General features: G+C 54.8%; 15 protein-coding genes. 5 read left to right on the top strand and 10 right to left on the bottom strand.

The window, feature by feature from the left end:
• The 4 genes from ACQ3G7_RS08425 to pmbA all read right to left on the bottom strand — a co-directional run bounded on the left by ACQ3G7_RS08425 (position 1) and on the right by pmbA (position 2792).
• Positions 1–363, bottom strand: a complete 363-nt coding sequence (locus ACQ3G7_RS08425) for an SFCGS family glycine-rich protein (RefSeq protein ID WP_061498291.1) — start codon at positions 361–363, stop codon at positions 1–3.
• A gap of 10 nt (positions 364–373) precedes the next feature.
• Positions 374–709 carry a glycine dehydrogenase gene (locus ACQ3G7_RS08420; protein WP_263098279.1) on the bottom strand — a complete coding sequence of 112 codons (336 nt, stop codon included), beginning with the start codon at positions 707–709 and terminating at the stop codon, positions 374–376.
• A 288-nt stretch (positions 710–997) separates the two neighbouring features.
• The gene (cybC, locus tag ACQ3G7_RS08415; protein ID WP_061498298.1) at positions 998–1384 is read right to left on the bottom strand and encodes a cytochrome b562; all 387 of its coding nucleotides are present in this window, start codon (positions 1382–1384) and stop codon (positions 998–1000) included.
• A 55-nt stretch (positions 1385–1439) separates the two neighbouring features.
• Entirely contained in the window at positions 1440–2792 is a 1353-nt protein-coding gene (gene pmbA / locus ACQ3G7_RS08410) for a metalloprotease PmbA (protein WP_263098281.1), read from the bottom strand.
• A 95-nt stretch (positions 2793–2887) separates the two neighbouring features.
• Between pmbA and yjgA the strand changes: the two genes are divergently transcribed.
• Both yjgA and ACQ3G7_RS08400 read left to right on the top strand, forming a co-directional pair.
• Positions 2888–3442: a ribosome biogenesis factor YjgA gene (gene yjgA / locus ACQ3G7_RS08405; protein ID WP_263098282.1), complete on the top strand. Its 555-nt coding sequence runs from the start codon at positions 2888–2890 to the stop codon at positions 3440–3442.
• 309 nt (positions 3443–3751) lie between these two features.
• Positions 3752–4960, top strand: coding sequence for an aldose 1-epimerase family protein (locus tag ACQ3G7_RS08400; protein ID WP_430889733.1), 1209 nt, complete (start codon positions 3752–3754; stop codon positions 4958–4960).
• Positions 4961–5023: 63 nt separating this feature from the next.
• Here ACQ3G7_RS08400 and mpl read toward each other — a convergent pair whose 3' ends face one another.
• Entirely contained in the window at positions 5024–6406 is a 1383-nt protein-coding gene (gene mpl / locus ACQ3G7_RS08395) for a UDP-N-acetylmuramate:L-alanyl-gamma-D-glutamyl-meso-diaminopimelate ligase (RefSeq protein ID WP_430889503.1), read from the bottom strand.
• Positions 6407–6685: 279 nt separating this feature from the next.
• Between mpl and fbp the strand changes: the two genes are divergently transcribed.
• A complete protein-coding gene (gene fbp / locus ACQ3G7_RS08390) occupies positions 6686–7684 on the top strand; it encodes a class 1 fructose-bisphosphatase (RefSeq protein WP_263098284.1) in 999 nt (332 codons plus the stop codon).
• A 75-nt stretch (positions 7685–7759) separates the two neighbouring features.
• Here the strand turns inward: fbp and ACQ3G7_RS08385 are convergent, their stop codons facing one another.
• From ACQ3G7_RS08385 to ytfQ, 5 genes are all read right to left on the bottom strand, one after another.
• Positions 7760–9325, bottom strand: a complete 1566-nt coding sequence (locus tag ACQ3G7_RS08385; RefSeq protein WP_430889502.1) for a methyl-accepting chemotaxis protein — start codon at positions 9323–9325, stop codon at positions 7760–7762.
• A 110-nt stretch (positions 9326–9435) separates the two neighbouring features.
• Positions 9436–10434 carry a galactofuranose ABC transporter, permease protein YjfF gene (gene yjfF / locus ACQ3G7_RS08380; protein WP_263098286.1) on the bottom strand — a complete coding sequence of 333 codons (999 nt, stop codon included), beginning with the start codon at positions 10432–10434 and terminating at the stop codon, positions 9436–9438.
• Positions 10421–11446 (bottom strand): galactofuranose ABC transporter, ATP-binding protein YtfT, encoded by a 1026-nt coding sequence (gene ytfT, locus ACQ3G7_RS08375; protein WP_430889501.1) that lies wholly within the window; start codon positions 11444–11446, stop codon positions 10421–10423. Before ytfT ends, yjfF begins: the two co-directional genes overlap by 14 nt.
• Before the next feature lie 10 nt (positions 11447–11456).
• On the bottom strand, positions 11457–12959 hold the full coding sequence (ytfR, locus tag ACQ3G7_RS08370; RefSeq protein ID WP_430889500.1) for a galactofuranose ABC transporter, ATP-binding protein YtfR: 1503 nt from the start codon (positions 12957–12959) through the stop codon (positions 11457–11459).
• 110 nt (positions 12960–13069) lie between these two features.
• A complete protein-coding gene (gene ytfQ / locus ACQ3G7_RS08365; protein ID WP_061498330.1) occupies positions 13070–14026 on the bottom strand; it encodes a galactofuranose ABC transporter substrate-binding protein YtfQ in 957 nt (318 codons plus the stop codon).
• A gap of 400 nt (positions 14027–14426) precedes the next feature.
• Between ytfQ and ppa the strand changes: the two genes are divergently transcribed.
• Complete coding sequence (ppa, locus tag ACQ3G7_RS08360; protein ID WP_263098289.1) at positions 14427–14957, top strand: inorganic diphosphatase; 531 nt, start codon at positions 14427–14429, stop codon at positions 14955–14957.
• 228 nt (positions 14958–15185) lie between these two features.
• Positions 15186–16253: a 7-bladed beta-propeller protein YncE gene (gene yncE, locus ACQ3G7_RS08355; RefSeq protein ID WP_430889499.1), complete on the top strand. Its 1068-nt coding sequence runs from the start codon at positions 15186–15188 to the stop codon at positions 16251–16253.
• Positions 16254–16313: the final 60 nt, after the last annotated feature.

Genomic DNA, 16313 nt, shown 5'->3' with positions numbered 1-16313 from the left:
TTATGCGCCGTATTTTTTCAGCCACGCCTGCACCAGGCGCTCGCCCAATTCTTCTTTGTCCATAAAACCGAATCCCAGCACGTTGCAGCCTTCATTGATGGCGGTAACGCCCTCTTCCACGGAGCGCATGCCGTACTTCGCTTTGTAGCCATGTTTGTTTTGCGCGGTGATGGCACCTGCGCCGCCGCTGCCGCAAAATGAAATGCCGAAGGTAGCGTTTTCCGCTTTCATCACGTCGCCAAGTTTCATATCCGCCGCCACGCCCGGTACAACCACCGCGCGGCCGCCTGCTTTTTCTACGCCTGCCGCCACTTTCTGGCCTTTACCCAGACGATCGCCAATCACTACGGTAATTTGTTCCATCTTTCGCTCCTTACAGGTTGTCTTTCGCCACTTCGAAGTGCACCGACAGCAGCCAGGCTTCTTCTTCCGGTAAATTGCCGAATGCCGCCACCACCTCGCGGGCAAGGTCCATCGACCCGGCCGAAATTTCATCAAACAGGCTGGCATCTACATCCGGCAGCGGTTCGCCCGTCACGGAACGGTGCGCCATTGCCCGGACATGCGAGGTCAGCATCTGCTGCTGTACTGCATTCGGCGTGATGCCCTGATCGCTTAACAAGGTGTACACCTGCGTCAGCATGCGCTGTGCGAGGGTTGCCGTTTGCGCTGCCTGCTCCGCGTCGTTCATTACCGCTCCGTTATTCACTCGTCTTACCCCACTCATGGCTTCGGGATAAAACTAACGTTGCAGGTTAAGAGTTTGTAGCGAGGAGTTTTCCACTTCGAAGTGGAAAGGCGGAAGGTCTTAGTGATCTGCGCCACATAAAACGGGTCATTGGAGATTTTTGACTGGGCAAAGGTCACAGGAATGCAGAAAAGTTGCGGAAATCAGTGGGGAAATGAGAATAAAAAAACGGCGAGCCGAAGGGGAAAAGTGTGAGATGAATAAGGTTTACTTATCGGTAAAGCGGGGCCGCAGCCCCGCCGGGTATGCTTAGCGGAATTTCTTGTGATAGGTGTTGCGGGTGTTAGCCAGACCTTCAGCGGCCGCCTTCGCTTCTTTCACTTTGCCTTCGTTAGCCAGCTTCAGCGCATCGTCAATCTGCCCAACCAGCACATCAAAGCCGTGACGATAATCTTTCATCTCGGCGCTATCCGGCGCTTTCCCTTCCAGCTTCGGCGGGGTGGCTTTTTGCGCATCCAGCGCGGCGGTGCGCATATTGGTTAATGCGCCTTTCAGCTCGGTGGCATCATTGGTTTTCTGCACCACTTTGAGGTTGTCACTCAGGGTGCCCATATCATCCTCAAGATCGGCGGCAAACACCGCCGAGCCCATAAACAACGACGACACAGCAAGGATTGCTAACAGGTTTTTACGCATTGCTCACTTCCTTTTTTATTATCACGCTGAAGGCGCAGGTCTTAGCGCCACGGAGTTATTGTCCGGCGATTTTCATCTCCGGGAGTAACACTGAACCACACTGAATATTACTGCGTTGTTCAATATCGTCACCGACAGTAACAATATTGCGCCACATCTCTTTCAGGTTGCCGGCAATGGTGATTTCGCTCACCGGATACTGGATTTCACCGTTTTCCACCCAGAAACCGGCGGCGCCGCGTGAGTAATCGCCGGTGATGCCGCTAACGCCCTGCCCCATCAATTCTGTTACCACCAGACCGGTGCCCATCTCTTTCAGCATTTGTTCAAAACTGAGGCCGCGCCCGGCAATCCGCCAGTTATGAATGCCGCCCGCATGCCCGGTACTCTTCAGCCCCAGCTTGCGCGCTGAGTAGTTGGTCAACAGCCACTGGGTCAGCACGCCGTCTTTAATAATATCGCGACGCTCGGTGCGCACCCCTTCGCTGTCGAACGGCGTGGAAGCCAGGCCTTTCAGCAGATGCGGATGCTCTTCAATCGTCAGCCACTCCGGCAGGATCTGTTTGCCCAGGTAATCCAGCAGGAAAGTGGATTTACGGTATACCGCGCCGCCGGCGATCGCGCCGACCAGGTGACCAAACAGCCCGGTCGCGACTTCGTTGGCAAAAATCACCGGTGCTTTCATGGTCGACAGCTTACGCGGCGACAGGCGGGACAGAGTACGGCGCGCGCACTCTTCACCAACCCATTCCGGCGTGTGCAAATCGCGGATATCGCGCCCGATGGTGTAGGCGTAATCGCGCTCCATATCGCCATTTTCTTCCGCAATCACGCAGCTCGACAGGGAGTGACGGGTGGAACAGTAGCTTTGCAGCATACCGTGGCTGTTGCCGAACACTTTGATGCCATAGTGGCTGTTAAAGCTCCCGCCTTCGGTATTGTTGATACGTTTGTCTGCTTTCAGCGCAGCTTGCTCCGCGCGCGCAGCCCACTCGATGGCTTCATCCGGCGTCACTTCCGCCGGGTGGAACAGATCGAGATCCGGGGCATCAAAAGCCAGCAGCTCTTTATCCGCAACGCCCGCGTAAGGATCCGGCGAGGTGTAACGGGCGATATCGATCGCCGCTTGCACCGTACGGGCAATGGCGTCCGGACTGAGATCGGTGGATGACGCGCTGCCTTTACGGTTCTGGTGATAGACGGTAATGCCCAGTGCGCCATCGCTGTTAAATTCAACATTCTCCACTTCGCCGTAGCGCGTGCTGACACCGATGCCGGTGGTTTTACTGACAGCCACTTCCGCACCATCCGCCTTCCCGGAGGCCAGCTCCAGCGCCGTGGAAACTGCGTCTTCCAGTACTTTGCGTTGTTGTGCAACTTGTGTGATCACTTTCATCGCCAATGCCATAATTAAGGGAGAGAATCTTTGAAGTCTAACAGAGAACCGTTTTTCAGTGCGCGCCTTAACTGGTAACATTAGCCTCTTTTTTTAAGGAGCCTGAGATGACAAAGCAGCCCGACGACTGGCTCGACGACGTGCCCGGTGATGATATTGAAGACGAAGATGATGAGATCATCTGGGTCAGTAAGAGTGAAATTAAGCGCGATGCTGAAGAGTTAAAGCAGCTTGGCGCAGAAATGGTAGAGCTGGGCAAAAACGCGCTGGATAAACTCCCGCTTGACCCGGATCTGCGCGATGCCATTGAACTGGCGCAGCGCATTAAGAAAGAGGGTCGTCGCCGTCAGTTGCAATTGATTGGCAAAATGCTTCGTCAACGCGATGTGGATCCTATCCGCCAGGCGCTGGATAAGCTGAAAAACCGTCATAACCAGCAGGTGGCGTTTTTCCACAAGCTGGAACATCTGCGCGATCGTCTGATTGAAGAGGGCGACGATGCCGTACCGGATGTGCTGAATCTGTGGCCGGAGGCCGATCGTCAGCAATTGCGTTCACTTATCCGCAACGCCCAAAAAGAGAAAGAAGGCAACAAACCGCCGAAGTCCGCGCGGTTGATCTTCCAGTATCTGCGCGAACTGGCTGAGAGTAACGACGCCTGATAACCGCACGTACAACCCTCCCTGTCGGGAGGGTTTTCTTTTATTTATCCCTTTGTTTTACCGCCGTACACTGCCGACATTTCGGCATTGAGTATTTTAGCTGAATCGTTAAAGCTAAAATCAATGCATCTCACAAATTCTTCCTATCAATATTTTGCATTTCATAAATAAATGCGATCAATACCAGTTATTTAACCTCTTGTTGCCGCTCATTTTCATCAGATGAAACGGATCACATTTTCCTGCCTGCGCAAAACGTAGATTTCAATCGTGGTAAACATAATCGATTCAGCATAAAAGGAATAAATGATGAAAAAAACCGTAATGCTTTCCGCGCTGGCACTGCTTATTTCTGGCCCTGTGATGGCGAAAACCTGGGTGCTGACAAGTGCTGAAGGCGGTATTGAACAAGGAAACTGGCGGATCAGCAGCGATCAGCTGAACGTCAAAGGACAGCAGTTCAGCATTGAACAAATCGTACTGCACGGCGGCAAACAGGAAGGCAGTAAAGTCATCAAGATCACCAGCAAAAACGGGCTCACTATTGCCCTGAGCCCCACTCGCGGCATGAACCTGCTGTATGCCGACGGCTTCGGGGTGCATATGGGGTGGAGTTCCCCGGTCAAAGAAGTGGTGAACCCGGCATTTATCAACCTCGAAAGCCGTAACGGCCTTGGCTGGCTGGAAGGTTTCAACGAGATGGTGGTGCGCTGCGGTTACGAATGGACCGGCCACCCGGTCACCGCAGACGGGCAGATTTACACCCTGCATGGCAAAGTGGGCAATACGCCTGCATCACAGGTGTCGGTGGACGTCAGCGAAACCGCGCCGTATGAGATCCGCATTCGTGGGCTGGTGAAGGAGAGCACCTTTAAAAAAGCCGATCTGCAAACCGAAATGGAGCTGCGCTATATTCCGGGCAGCAACAGCTTCAGCCTGCATGATGTGCTGACCAACCACGCGGATTACCCCCACGACTACCAGATTATCTATCACAGCAACTTCGGCAAACCGATCCTTGAACAAGGCGCTCGCTTTATCACGCCGTACGAAAACGTCAGCCCGTTCAACGATTACGCGAAAGCGGGTCTGAAAGAGTGGCAAACCTACGCCGGGCCAACCAAGGGCTTCGACGAAATGGTGTTTAACATCAAACCGCTGGCCGACGCCAATAAACAAACCGTCGCCGCCCTGCTGAACAAAGCCGGCGATAAAGGCGTATCCATCAGCTACAACACCGAACAACTGCCGGTGCTGACGCTGTGGAAAAACACCGACACGGAAAAACAGGGCTACGTCACCGGCATCGAGCCGGGCACCAGCTATGCCTACCCGGTCACCATTGAACGCCAGCAAAAACGCGTGAAACAGCTGCAACCGGGCCAGAGCACACGCTTTGATCTGACCTACACCCTGCTGCATAACGGTAGCCAGGTGGCGGATGTGGAAAAACGCGTAAAAGAGATTCAGGGCAGCAAAACCCCGCAAGCCATTGAGACCCCCATGGCGAAAGAGTAAACCACAGCCATAAAAAAACCGCGCCGGGATACCAGGCGCGGTTTTTTATTTGCACTGCCGGGGTCAGGCGTTTTCGGCTGCGATTTCCGCTTTTTTCGCCAGGCCATCCAGCAGTTTCTGGTGAATGCCGCCGAAGCCGCCGTTACTCATGACCAGGATGTGATCGCCCGGCTGCGCGCTTTTGACAATCATGTCCGCCAGCACGTCAACATCCGCACTCCAGTACGCAGGCTGCACGCAGGCGTCGGCCACTTCTGCAACCTGCCACGGAATATGCTGCGGTTGCAGCAGGTAAACTTCATCCGCGCGTCCTAAAGATGGTGCCAGGTCGTCTTTGCAGATCCCCATTTTCATGGTGTTCGAGCGCGGTTCCAGCACGGCAATGATCTTCGCGGTGCCGCCAACTTTACCGCGCAACGCAGCCAGCGTCGCGAGGATGGCCGTCGGGTGGTGAGCAAAGTCGTCATACACCGTTACGCCGTTAGCTTCGCCACGCAGCTCAAGGCGGCGGCGGGCGTTAATAAAGGAACCCAAGGCATTCGCCGCATCCGCCGGGGCAACGCCGACATGGCGCGCCGCGGCAATCGCCATCAGGCCATTGTGCATGTTGTGCTCGCCCACCAGCCCCCAGTTCACCTGACCCACGCACGCATTATCCAGCCACACTTCCCAACTGGATGCATCGGTGTTCAGTTTTTTCGCCTGCCAGTGGCCCTGCTCGCCCACCAGTTCCTGCTCGCTCCAGCAGCCCATCGCCATCGTCTGTTTCAGATTGATGTCATTTTCCGGCCAGATGATTTTCCCCTGCCCCGGCACAATTCGCACCAGGTGGTGGAACTGCTTCTGGATCGCTTTCAGGTCGTCGAAGATATCCGCATGGTCAAACTCAAGGTTATTGAGCACCAGCGTGCGCGGGCAGTAATGGACGAATTTGGAACGCTTGTCGAAGAAGGCGCAGTCATACTCATCAGCTTCGATCACGAAGAACGGGCTGTCGCCCAGACGTGCGGAGACGTCGAAGTTACCCGGTACGCCGCCAATCACAAAGCCGGGTTTGTAACCACAAGCTTCGAGGATCCAGGTCGCCATGCCCGCAGTGGTGGTTTTACCGTGCGTTCCGGCAATCGCCACAACCCAGCGATCCCGCAGGACAAAATCGTGCAGCCATTGCGGGCCGGACATAAACGGAATGTTTTTTTCCAGCACCGCTTCCACACACGGGTTTCCGCGTTTCATCACGTTGCCAACAATCACCAAATCCGGCGCGGGATCGAGCTGACTTGCGTCATATCCCTGAATCAGATCAATACCTTCTTTTTCCAGCAAGGTACTCATCGGCGGATAAATATTGGTATCCGAACCCGTAACCTGATGACCCAGCGAGCGCGCCAGCATGGCCAGCCCGCCCATAAAAGTGCCGCAAATCCCCAAAATATGAATGCGCATACGTCATTATCCTTTCTTAAACTGGCGCACATTTTACTCATATGTTTAACGTCTGAGAAATGCATTTCAGGATAATCCGTATGTAGCTGGCGCGATTCACCTGTGCGCGAAGTTTTTAATCTTTGTTAGTATTGTTGTATGTCCGCCGCGTTTTCGTTTGCGAAAGCTCTGGCTGTTACGGCGCGAGCTGTTTAATATCCGGAACTTGCTGTTCTAAGCAACCTGAAAACCACAGGCTACAATCGCTTTACTCCATATTAAAAATGCAGGGAAAGTGTTATGAAAACGTTAGGTGAATTTATTGTCGAAAAGCAGCATGAGTTCTCGCATGCAACGGGTGAACTGACTGCTTTGCTGTCGGCGATAAAACTGGGCGCCAAGATCATTCATCGTGATATCAATAAGGCCGGTCTGGTCGATATCCTGGGTGCCAGCGGTGCTGAAAACGTGCAGGGTGAGGAGCAACAAAAACTCGACCTGTTCGCCAATGAAAAACTGAAAGCTGCACTCCGCGCCCGCGATATCGTGGCAGGCATCGCCTCTGAAGAAGAAGACGAAATTGTCGTTTTCGAAGGTTGCGAGCACGCCAAATACGTGGTGCTGATGGATCCTCTGGATGGCTCTTCCAACATCGACGTTAACGTCTCTGTCGGGACCATTTTCTCTATCTACCGCCGTATTACGCCGGTAGGCACGCCGGTCACCATGGAAGACTTCCTGCAGCCGGGCAACAAACAGGTTGCCGCCGGTTACGTCGTGTATGGTTCTTCAACCATGCTGGTTTACACCACCGGCTGCGGCGTTCATGCTTTCACGTACGATCCGTCGCTGGGCGTCTTCTGCCTGTGTCAGGAGCGTATGCGCTTCCCGGCGCGTGGCAACACGTACTCCATCAACGAAGGCAACTACATCAAATTCCCGCAGGGCGTGAAGAAATACCTGAAGTTCTGTCAGGAAGAGGATAAGGCGACAAACCGCCCTTATACCACGCGCTACATCGGTTCTCTGGTGGCGGATTTCCACCGCAACCTGCTGAAGGGTGGGATTTACCTCTACCCAAGCACCGCCAGCCACCCGGAAGGGAAACTGCGTCTGCTGTACGAATGCAACCCGATGGCCTTCCTCGCTGAACAGGCGGGCGGTAAAGCCAGCGACGGTAAAGCGCGTATTCTGGATATTCAACCGGAAAGCCTGCACCAGCGCCGTCCGTTCTTCGTCGGCAATGAGCATATGGTTGACGATGTTGAACGCTACATGCGTGAGTTCCCGGACGCGTAAGACCGGAAAGAAGAGAAAACGCCACGTTATGTGGCGTTTTTTTTAGCGCACAACGGTGCGTTTTTCTTTGCTGATTTATCCCTGAGGTTGCAGGCGGAACGACGCCATTGCCTGCAACAATTCACGAGATTGTTCTTCCAGCGAGCGCGTGGCCGCCGAAGATTGTTGTACTAACGCCGCGTTCTGTTGCGCCGTTTCATCCATCTGGCTGACGGCAATATTGACCTGCTCAATACCGCGGCTCTGTTCCTGCGAGGCATTGGCGATTTCGCGCATCAGTTTGGTCATTCGCAACACTTCTTCAGCGATTTCGTCCATCGTTTCGCCGGCCTGCATCGCCAGATCGCTGCCTTCAGACACGTGCGCCTGCGAACTGCTGATAAGCGAGCGGATCTCCTTCGCCGATTCGGCGCTGCGGCTGGCAAGGTTACGCACTTCACCGGCAACCACGGCGAAACCGCGCCCCTGTTCTCCGGCGCGCGCGGCTTCAACGGCGGCGTTCAGCGCAAGAATATTGGTCTGGAAAGCGATGGCGTCGATAACGCTAAGAATATCGGCGATACGATCGGAGCTTCCGGAGATATCGCGCATTTTTTCAATGACATAGCAAACCATTTCGCTGCCGCGATCGGCGGTATCGGAGACGGCCTGCGCCAGTTTATGCGCCTGCTCGGCGTTGTCGGCATTCAGTTTCACCGTGGCGGTGATTTGCTCCATGCTGGCGGCGGTCTGCTCCAGCGATGTCGCCGTGGATTCGGTACGCTGGGAGAGATCGACGTTGCCAGCGGCCAGCTCACGACTGCCGGTATCAATTTGCGAGCTGGCGTCGCGCACCCGCGTCACCGACCCGACCAGCGACTGGCGCATCTCTTCAATTGCCGCGTTAAGCCGGTTGAACTCGACACTGGCTGCTCCGGAGGTGGTCGACGTCAAATCCCCTGCCGCCACATGCTCAAGCTGCTGTATTGAAGTTTCCAGCGGTTTGAGCAGCATATGGCGCAGCGCCAGCCAGGCCAGCACGATAATGCCCGCCACCAGCAGCGCCACCACCACAATCAGCATCATCACGACGTTTTTGCTGCTCTGAACGGCGGTCACTTCCGCTTTGCCGCGCGCTTCGCCCCAGCTCTGGAAGGCCTGCATATCGGTATCGAACTGACGGGAGATCGGGATCAGCTTGTTTTCCAGCAGTTCATAATAGGTGTCGGCGCTCTGTTTGTTCAGCGCATCCTGCATCGGCGTAATGCCCTGGCTGACGTAATCGCCGTAGCTTTTCGCCACCTGCGCCAGCAGCGCTGCGCCTTTTTCATCCTCGATGCCAGCCTTGATAACGCTGGTGAGGGATGTTTCGCCCAGGGTGATTTCGGCATTAATCATCTTGACCGATTTTGCCGCATCATCCAGCAAGCCGACTTCCATCATACGCACGGCCTGACCTGCTTCATTACGGGCGCGCAGGATCTGGGTATAGCCTTCGCTCAGGCGCGCCATCTTCTCGCCCTGCAACTGACTGATACGCTCCAGCGATGAGGAACTTTTATTTAGTGCATACACTCCAATGCCGCTCACCAGCAGCAGGAGGAGAGTCATAACAGCCAACAACGAAAGTAAACCAGTACGGATCGAAAGCGTTTTAAGCATGATGTGAATTCCGGTAGCAGTGATACTTTTTGGCGTAAATTAAGCCCATTCGTCAGTTATCGACTGCTAACGGAATTACTTTAGGAAAAAATAAAGATTTCAGTGTGTTATTATTTTGTAGCGTTTGTGCTAACACGTGTAACAGGAGAGCTCTGCCGATTCTCCCACAGCACGGTAAGGCCACGTTGCAACGCGATAAAAATAAACAACAGAATACCAATGGCGATTTTTGTCCACCACGAACTGAGCGTGCCGTCAAAGTTGATATAGGTTTGAATCAGCCCCTGAATCGCCACACCGAACAACGTTCCCAGCACCGTGCCCACACCGCCGCTTAACAGCGTGCCGCCAATCACCACCGACGCAATGGCGTCCAGTTCAACGCCGACGCCCGCCAGCGCGTATCCCGCCTGGGTATAAATGGAGAAGACAATACCCGCCAGCGTCGCCAGCCCGGTGGAGAGCATATAAATGCGAATGGTGGTGCTGCGGGTGGAGATGCCCATCAGGTTCGCCGAGGTGGCATTGCCGCCAATGGCGTAAACCTGGTTACCGAAGCGGGTGCGATGGGCGACGAAAATACCGATCACCACCACCGCCAGCATCAGCAATCCCATAGCGCTCAGTCTGCCGCCGCCGGGAATTTTCCACGCCAGGCTTGAGAGCGTGTCGTAAATCGGGTGGTTGATCGGAATCGACTCTTCCGACAGCAGGTAACTGACCCCGCGCAGGAAAAACATCCCGGCAAGGGTAATGATAAAAGCAGGAATTTTTAGCGCATCAATCAACAACCCCATAAAGGCGCCGAACGCACAGCCCAGAATCAAAATGAGCGGAAAAGCCATCAGCGGCGAGATGCCCCAGTCGCCAATGGCTTTCGCCAGAAATACCCCGGTGAAGGCGATGACCGACCCGACGGACAAATCGATGCCGCCGGAGAGGATCACAAACGTCATGCCCACGGCGATAATGCCGAGAAAGGCGTTATCCGTCAGAATGTTGCAAATCACACGCGTGGAGGCGAACCCCGGAAATTGCGTCAGACAGTAGAGATAGCCGAGCACGAAGACGCCCAACGTTATCATCAGCGGTAAGTTACGTTTTATCATGGCCGCGCACTCCTTTAATCATCGCGATAAAGCGCGGCGACTGCACAATCAGCACGCACATCACCACGACCGCTTTCACCACCTGGTTGAGTTCTGGCTGGAAACCGGAGAGCAAAATCCCGGTATTCATCCCCTGAATAATCAATGCGCCAACCACCGACAGCACAAGGTTAAAACGCCCGCCCATTAATGACCCCCCGCCAATCACCACCGCGAGGATCGCATCCAGTTCCAGCCACAACCCGGCGTTGTTGGCATCAGCACCGCGAATATCCGCCGTGACAATCACCCCGGCTATCGCCGCACACACGCCGCTCAGCACATAGGTCAGCATCACCACCGTGCGGGTATTCACCCCGGCGTTTTTCGCCGCGCGAATGTTAATCCCCACCGCTTCGATAAACATACCGAGCGCGGTTTTGCGGGTGAACAACCAGAACAGCAACAGTGTGACCAGCGCGATAATGACCGGCGTCGGAAACAGCAGCAGGGAACCGCTGCCGAGCCAGGCCAGCGACGGGGCGTTAAAGGTGACGATTTGCCCGGAGGTGATCAACTGCGCCACACCGCGCCCTGCGACCATCAGGATCAGCGTGGCGACAAAAGGCTGAATTTTCAGCACCGCCACCAGTATGCCGTTCCACAGACCAGCCAGGACGCCAGTCCCCAGCGCGGCCAGCAACACCACTGGCAGGCTGTGTCCGGCGACGGTCATCGACGCCGCTGTTGCGCCAGCAATGGCCATCACCGCGCCCACGGACAGGTCGATCCCGCCCGTCGCGATGACCAGTGTCATGCCGATCGCCAGCAGTGCGACCGGCGCGGCCCGGTTAAGAATGTCGATAGGACTACCAAACAGGCGACCATCCTGTAGCACCACCTGGTAGAAATGGGGCGCGACGAGGCTGTCCACCAGCAGCACCAGCAGCAGGGCTATCAGTTGCGGCGTGCCGGTTGGCCAGTTAATACGCCGCCTGGGCGCCCCGGTTTGCCCAAGAGATTGAGGCATCACACTCTACTCCTTATGCCGCAATGGCATTCATGATCGCCGGGACCGACAGTTCAGCGAGCGGGATCTCCGCTACCTGTTTGCGATCGCGCATGATAATCACCCGATCCGCATAGCCCACCAGCTCTTCCAGTTCTGACGAAATAACCAGTAGCGCCAGACCATCGGCACACAGGGTTTCGATCAGGCGAATGATCTCGGCGTGAGCGCCAACATCAATGCCGCGCGTCGGTTCATCGAGGATCAAGAATTGCGGTCGGGTCAGCAGCCAGCGTGAGAGCAACACTTTTTGCTGGTTTCCCCCGGAGAGGAACTCAATGGGCTGCTCGGCGCTGGGGGTACGAATGCCAAGCTGGCGAATAAAGCGTTCGGCGATGGCGTTCTGCTCTTTGCGGGCAATAGGACGCAACCAGCCGCGCTGCGCCTGTAGCGCCAGCACAATATTTTCCCGGACCGATGCGGCAGCGATAATGCCGTCCGTTTTACGATCTTCCGGGCAAAAACCAATGCCCAGGCACGACGCCTGATGCGGTGAGCGCAGCGTTTGCGGTTTGCCTTTGATGGTGGCGCTCCCGCTGTCGGCCGGTTTGATGCCGAAGATGACCTCAGCGGTTTCGGTACGCCCGGAACCGAGTAACCCGGCCAGACCGACGATTTCGCCGGGGCGCACGTCAAGATTGAAGGGGGAAATGACCCCTTTCTTACCAAAGCCCTCAAACGCCGCCACCGGTTTTTCGCTCAGCAGCGTACGCCCGGCGCGTTGCAGCGCGTTGCTGTCCAGTTCGCGCCCCAGCATCATCTTCACCAGCTCGATTTGTGGCAGTTCACTGGTGGAACGGCAGCCGACGAAACCGCCGTTGCGCAGTACGGTAATGCGATCGCTGACTTCGTAAACCTGGTCGAGAAAGTGGGTGACAAAAATCAGGCTGACGCCCTGGGCGCTGAGCTGGCGCATCAGGGTAAACAGCATTTCCACTTCCTGAGTGTCAAGACTGGCAGTGGGTTCGTCGAGGATCAGCACTTTCGCCGACAGATCGATTGCACGGCAGATCGCCACAATCTGCTGCATCGCCACCGAGTAGCGGTTGAGCGGCTCGCGCACATCCAGCGAGAAACCGTAGGATTCCATCAACGCCGTGGCGCGCGTTTCCATCTCTTTGCGGCGTAGCAAACCAAAACGCCGCGGTTCGCGGCCAATAAACAGGTTATCCGCCACCGACATATTGGGCAGCAGATTCACTTCCTGATAAACCGTCCCGATCCCCAGTTGCTGAGCGTGGGCGGTATTTTTCGGGCGGATTTCCTGGCCTTCCAGCCAGATAGTGCCTTTATCAGCGTGGTAGACCCCGGTCAGGGCCTTAATCAGCGTGGATTTCCCCGCGCCGTTCTCCCCGAGTAAGGCCATGATTTCGCCGCGACGCAGGCTAAAATCGACGTTATCAAGCGCTTTTACGCCGGGAAAGAATTTACTTAAGCCCTCGGTTCGCAAAATCTCCTGGTGTGCTTCGTCGGTCATGGTCCTCTCCACTTCACGGTATTTCCCGGACGATCACAGGGTTTCCCTCTCACCCTGCCCTCTCCCCGGTGGGGAGAGGGTTATCAGAACTCTCCTCGGTGGAGAGCGGGTTAGTAACCCATGTTTTTCTTCTTCTCTAACTCTTCTTTCGCCGTGTCCGGCAGATAGAGCGTCGATTTGGTAATGGTCAGCTTCGGCGGCTGGGTGCCATCTTTTTTGAATTTTTCCAGCGCGTCGAACGCCGGGCCCGCCATGTTCGGCGTCAACTCTACGCTGGCGTTGGCTTCGCCATCGATCATCGCTTTGTAGATGTCCGGTACGCCATCGATAGAGCCGGTAAGAATGTCTTTGCCCGGTTTCAGGCCCGCTTCTTTAATCGCCTGAATCGCACCGATCACCATGTCATCGTTGTGGGCGTAAACCATGCAGATGTTTTTGCCGTTGTTTTCCGCCTTGATAAAGCTCTCCATCACCTCTTTACCTTTACTGCGGGTAAAGTCGCCGGACTGGGAGCGAATGATTTTGATGTTAGACGCTTTGGAGATGGCTTCAGCAAAGCCTTTCTTACGATCGATAGCGACGCTTGCGCCGACGGTGCCTTGCAGTTCAACGACGTTGCAAGGTTTACCGGCCACGGTTTTCACCAGCCAGTCGCCAATCAGCTTGCCTTCCAGCACGTTGTCGGCGGTGACGGTGGTCATATAGAGCGATTTGTCTTTCACATCAATGGAGCGGTCGAGCAGGAAGACCGGAATCTGTGCGTCTTTCGCCTCTTTCAGTACCGGTTCCCAGCCTGTAGCGACCACCGGGGCGATAAAGATGGCATCCACGCCCTGAGCGATGAACGAACGCACCGCTTTGATCTGGTTTTCCTGTTTTTGCTGACCGTCAGCGATTTTCAGCGTAATGCCGCGCTTGCTGGCTTCGCTTTTCGCAACGTTGGTTTCAGCGGCTCGCCAGCCGGATTCGGACCCAACCTGCGAAAATCCTACGGTTAAGGGGGCGGCCATCGCCATAGACGACATGGCTGCCGAAACTGCTGTGACAAGAAGTAAGCGCTTCCACATAAGAGCATCCTCGTAGGGTTATTGTTGGCTACAACTTCACCTGCGGGGAAAACTATAGACAATCGGGGATGTAACAAAATGCGTTACATCACAAATCGGAAAAGTGAACGAATTGTTGTGAGTCAGTTGCGATCTGGCGCGCGAAAAGAGGCGTTTTAACTCACCTCAATTATCCATTGAAATTGCAGAAATTTACTGCATTGAAAAGTAGCGAAGATCTCACTGTAATCGCTTACAAAATATTATTCAGTATGCTGCTATGGTTATGGACAAAATGGTCATAAAAAGAGGCTAAAAAACGTGTATAAAATGTGAGGAAATTAAAACAGGCGAAGACTTTCGTCTTCAGTTGGCTATAATACCCGGCACTTGTTTGCCACACATTTTAAAGGAAACAAACATGAGCTTACTGAACGTTCCGGCGGGTAAAGATCTGCCAGAAGATATCTACGTCGTTATCGAAATTCCGGCTAACGCAGATCCGATCAAATACGAAGTGGACAAAGACAGCGGCGCGCTGTTTGTTGACCGCTTTATGTCCACCGCGATGTTCTACCCGTGCAACTACGGCTACATCAACCACACCCTTTCTCTGGATGGTGACCCGGTAGACGTACTGGTCCCGACGCCGTACCCGCTGGAGCCAGGCTCTGTGATTCGTTGCCGCCCGGTTGGCGTGCTGAAAATGACTGACGAATCCGGTGAAGATGCGAAACTGGTTGCCGTTCCGCATACCAAACTGAGCAAAGAGTACGATCACATCAAAGATGTGAACGACCTGCCGGAACTGCTGAAAGCGCAGATCACCCACTTCTTCGAGCACTACAAAGACCTCGAAAAAGGCAAATGGGTGAAAGTTGACGGTTGGGACAACGCGGAAGCCGCTAAAGCGGAAATCGTTGCCTCCTTCGAACGCGCTGCGAAGAAGTAATCCGTTTTTTCTGAAAAACCTCTGATCGCTCCCGCGGTGCAGAGGTTTTTTTTCGCCCCTGCCTGTTGATCTTTAAGGCATTCCGCCTGTTTTTTCACCTCTCCTGTCAAAAAATCATCATCCGGACAAGCTACCAACATTCGCGGCCTCTCCTTGCCCCGATTAATTGCAAATGCAATTAGCAATTAATATCATTCGCGATACGTAAAACAATGTGAATAAACGTAAATGAAAATAACTGCACTGTTCCCGCCTAAAACCGTCCGTCGTTTCACACTTACGCTGACTCTGCTGATGTCTACCCTGTGCGCCCAGGCGACGTCAGCAGAGGATGCGTTCCTGAGTGCCACGCCTGGCCCGGGTCTCTATGAACTGAGCGTCGACAGCCGTCAGAACGCCCTGTTTGTCGCTGCCGCGCCCTCGTTCGATAAAGACAAAACCCAGGGCCTGATCTATCGGCTAAACCCAACAACGCTGACCACTGTCGATAGCTGGCCCACCCGCCGTCGCGTGTTCGCTACCGCACTGGATGCAGAAAACCACCGCCTGTACCTCGGCAACACGCTGGAAGGTTCTGTCACGGTGGTGGATACACGCAACGGCAAAGAGCTGGCGACGCTGCAACTGAGTGATGCCCAAAAACCGGAAGATCGGGTACATACCCGCGAAATGGTGCTCGATAAGCAGCGCCAGCGCCTGTACGTCTCCGGCGTCACGGAAAAGGGCATTGTTTGGGTGGTGGATACGCAAAACCTGACGCTGTTGACCACGGTGGAGAACATGGGGAAATACCCGACCGGGCTGGCGATCGACAGCGCGAAAAACAGCGTGTATGTGGTGAATGGCGACAATGAAATCATCACGATTGATGCGCAAAAAAACACCCTGGCGGCGCGGCATAAAGTGGATGCCGACAAGAAGCACTTCTTCCTCAATATTGCGCTGGACAGTAAAACCAACCGCGCCTTTATTACCGATCCGGATTTGCCCGGCGTACTGGTGATCCGCCCCGACAGCGGCAAACTGATCCACCGTATCGACGTTCCCAATTCGCTGGCGGTGCTGTTTAACCCCGTACGTAACGAAGTCTATATCAGCCACCGCACCGCGAAGTTAATCAGCATTGTCGATGCCGACACCTACAAAGTGAAAGCCACGCTCCCCACCCGCATGCTGCCCAACAGCCTGGCGCTCTCTGCTGATGGCCAGTCGCTGTACGCCAGCATTAAGCAGGGTGAAAAAGAGATGAGTAAGCAACCCGACGACGTGATCAAAATCGCGCTGGGAACCTTCTGACACGCCTTTATCCCCCTGCACCTGCAGAGGCACAGGGGATCGTTTTTACCTTTTCTGGTC

It is taken from the genome of Kosakonia sp. N21 (genome assembly GCF_050587465.1).
Classification (GTDB): Bacteria; Pseudomonadota; Gammaproteobacteria; order Enterobacterales; family Enterobacteriaceae.
Note: the sequence above shows the minus strand (reverse complement) of the source record. Positions and strands in the feature narration are given on the sequence as shown.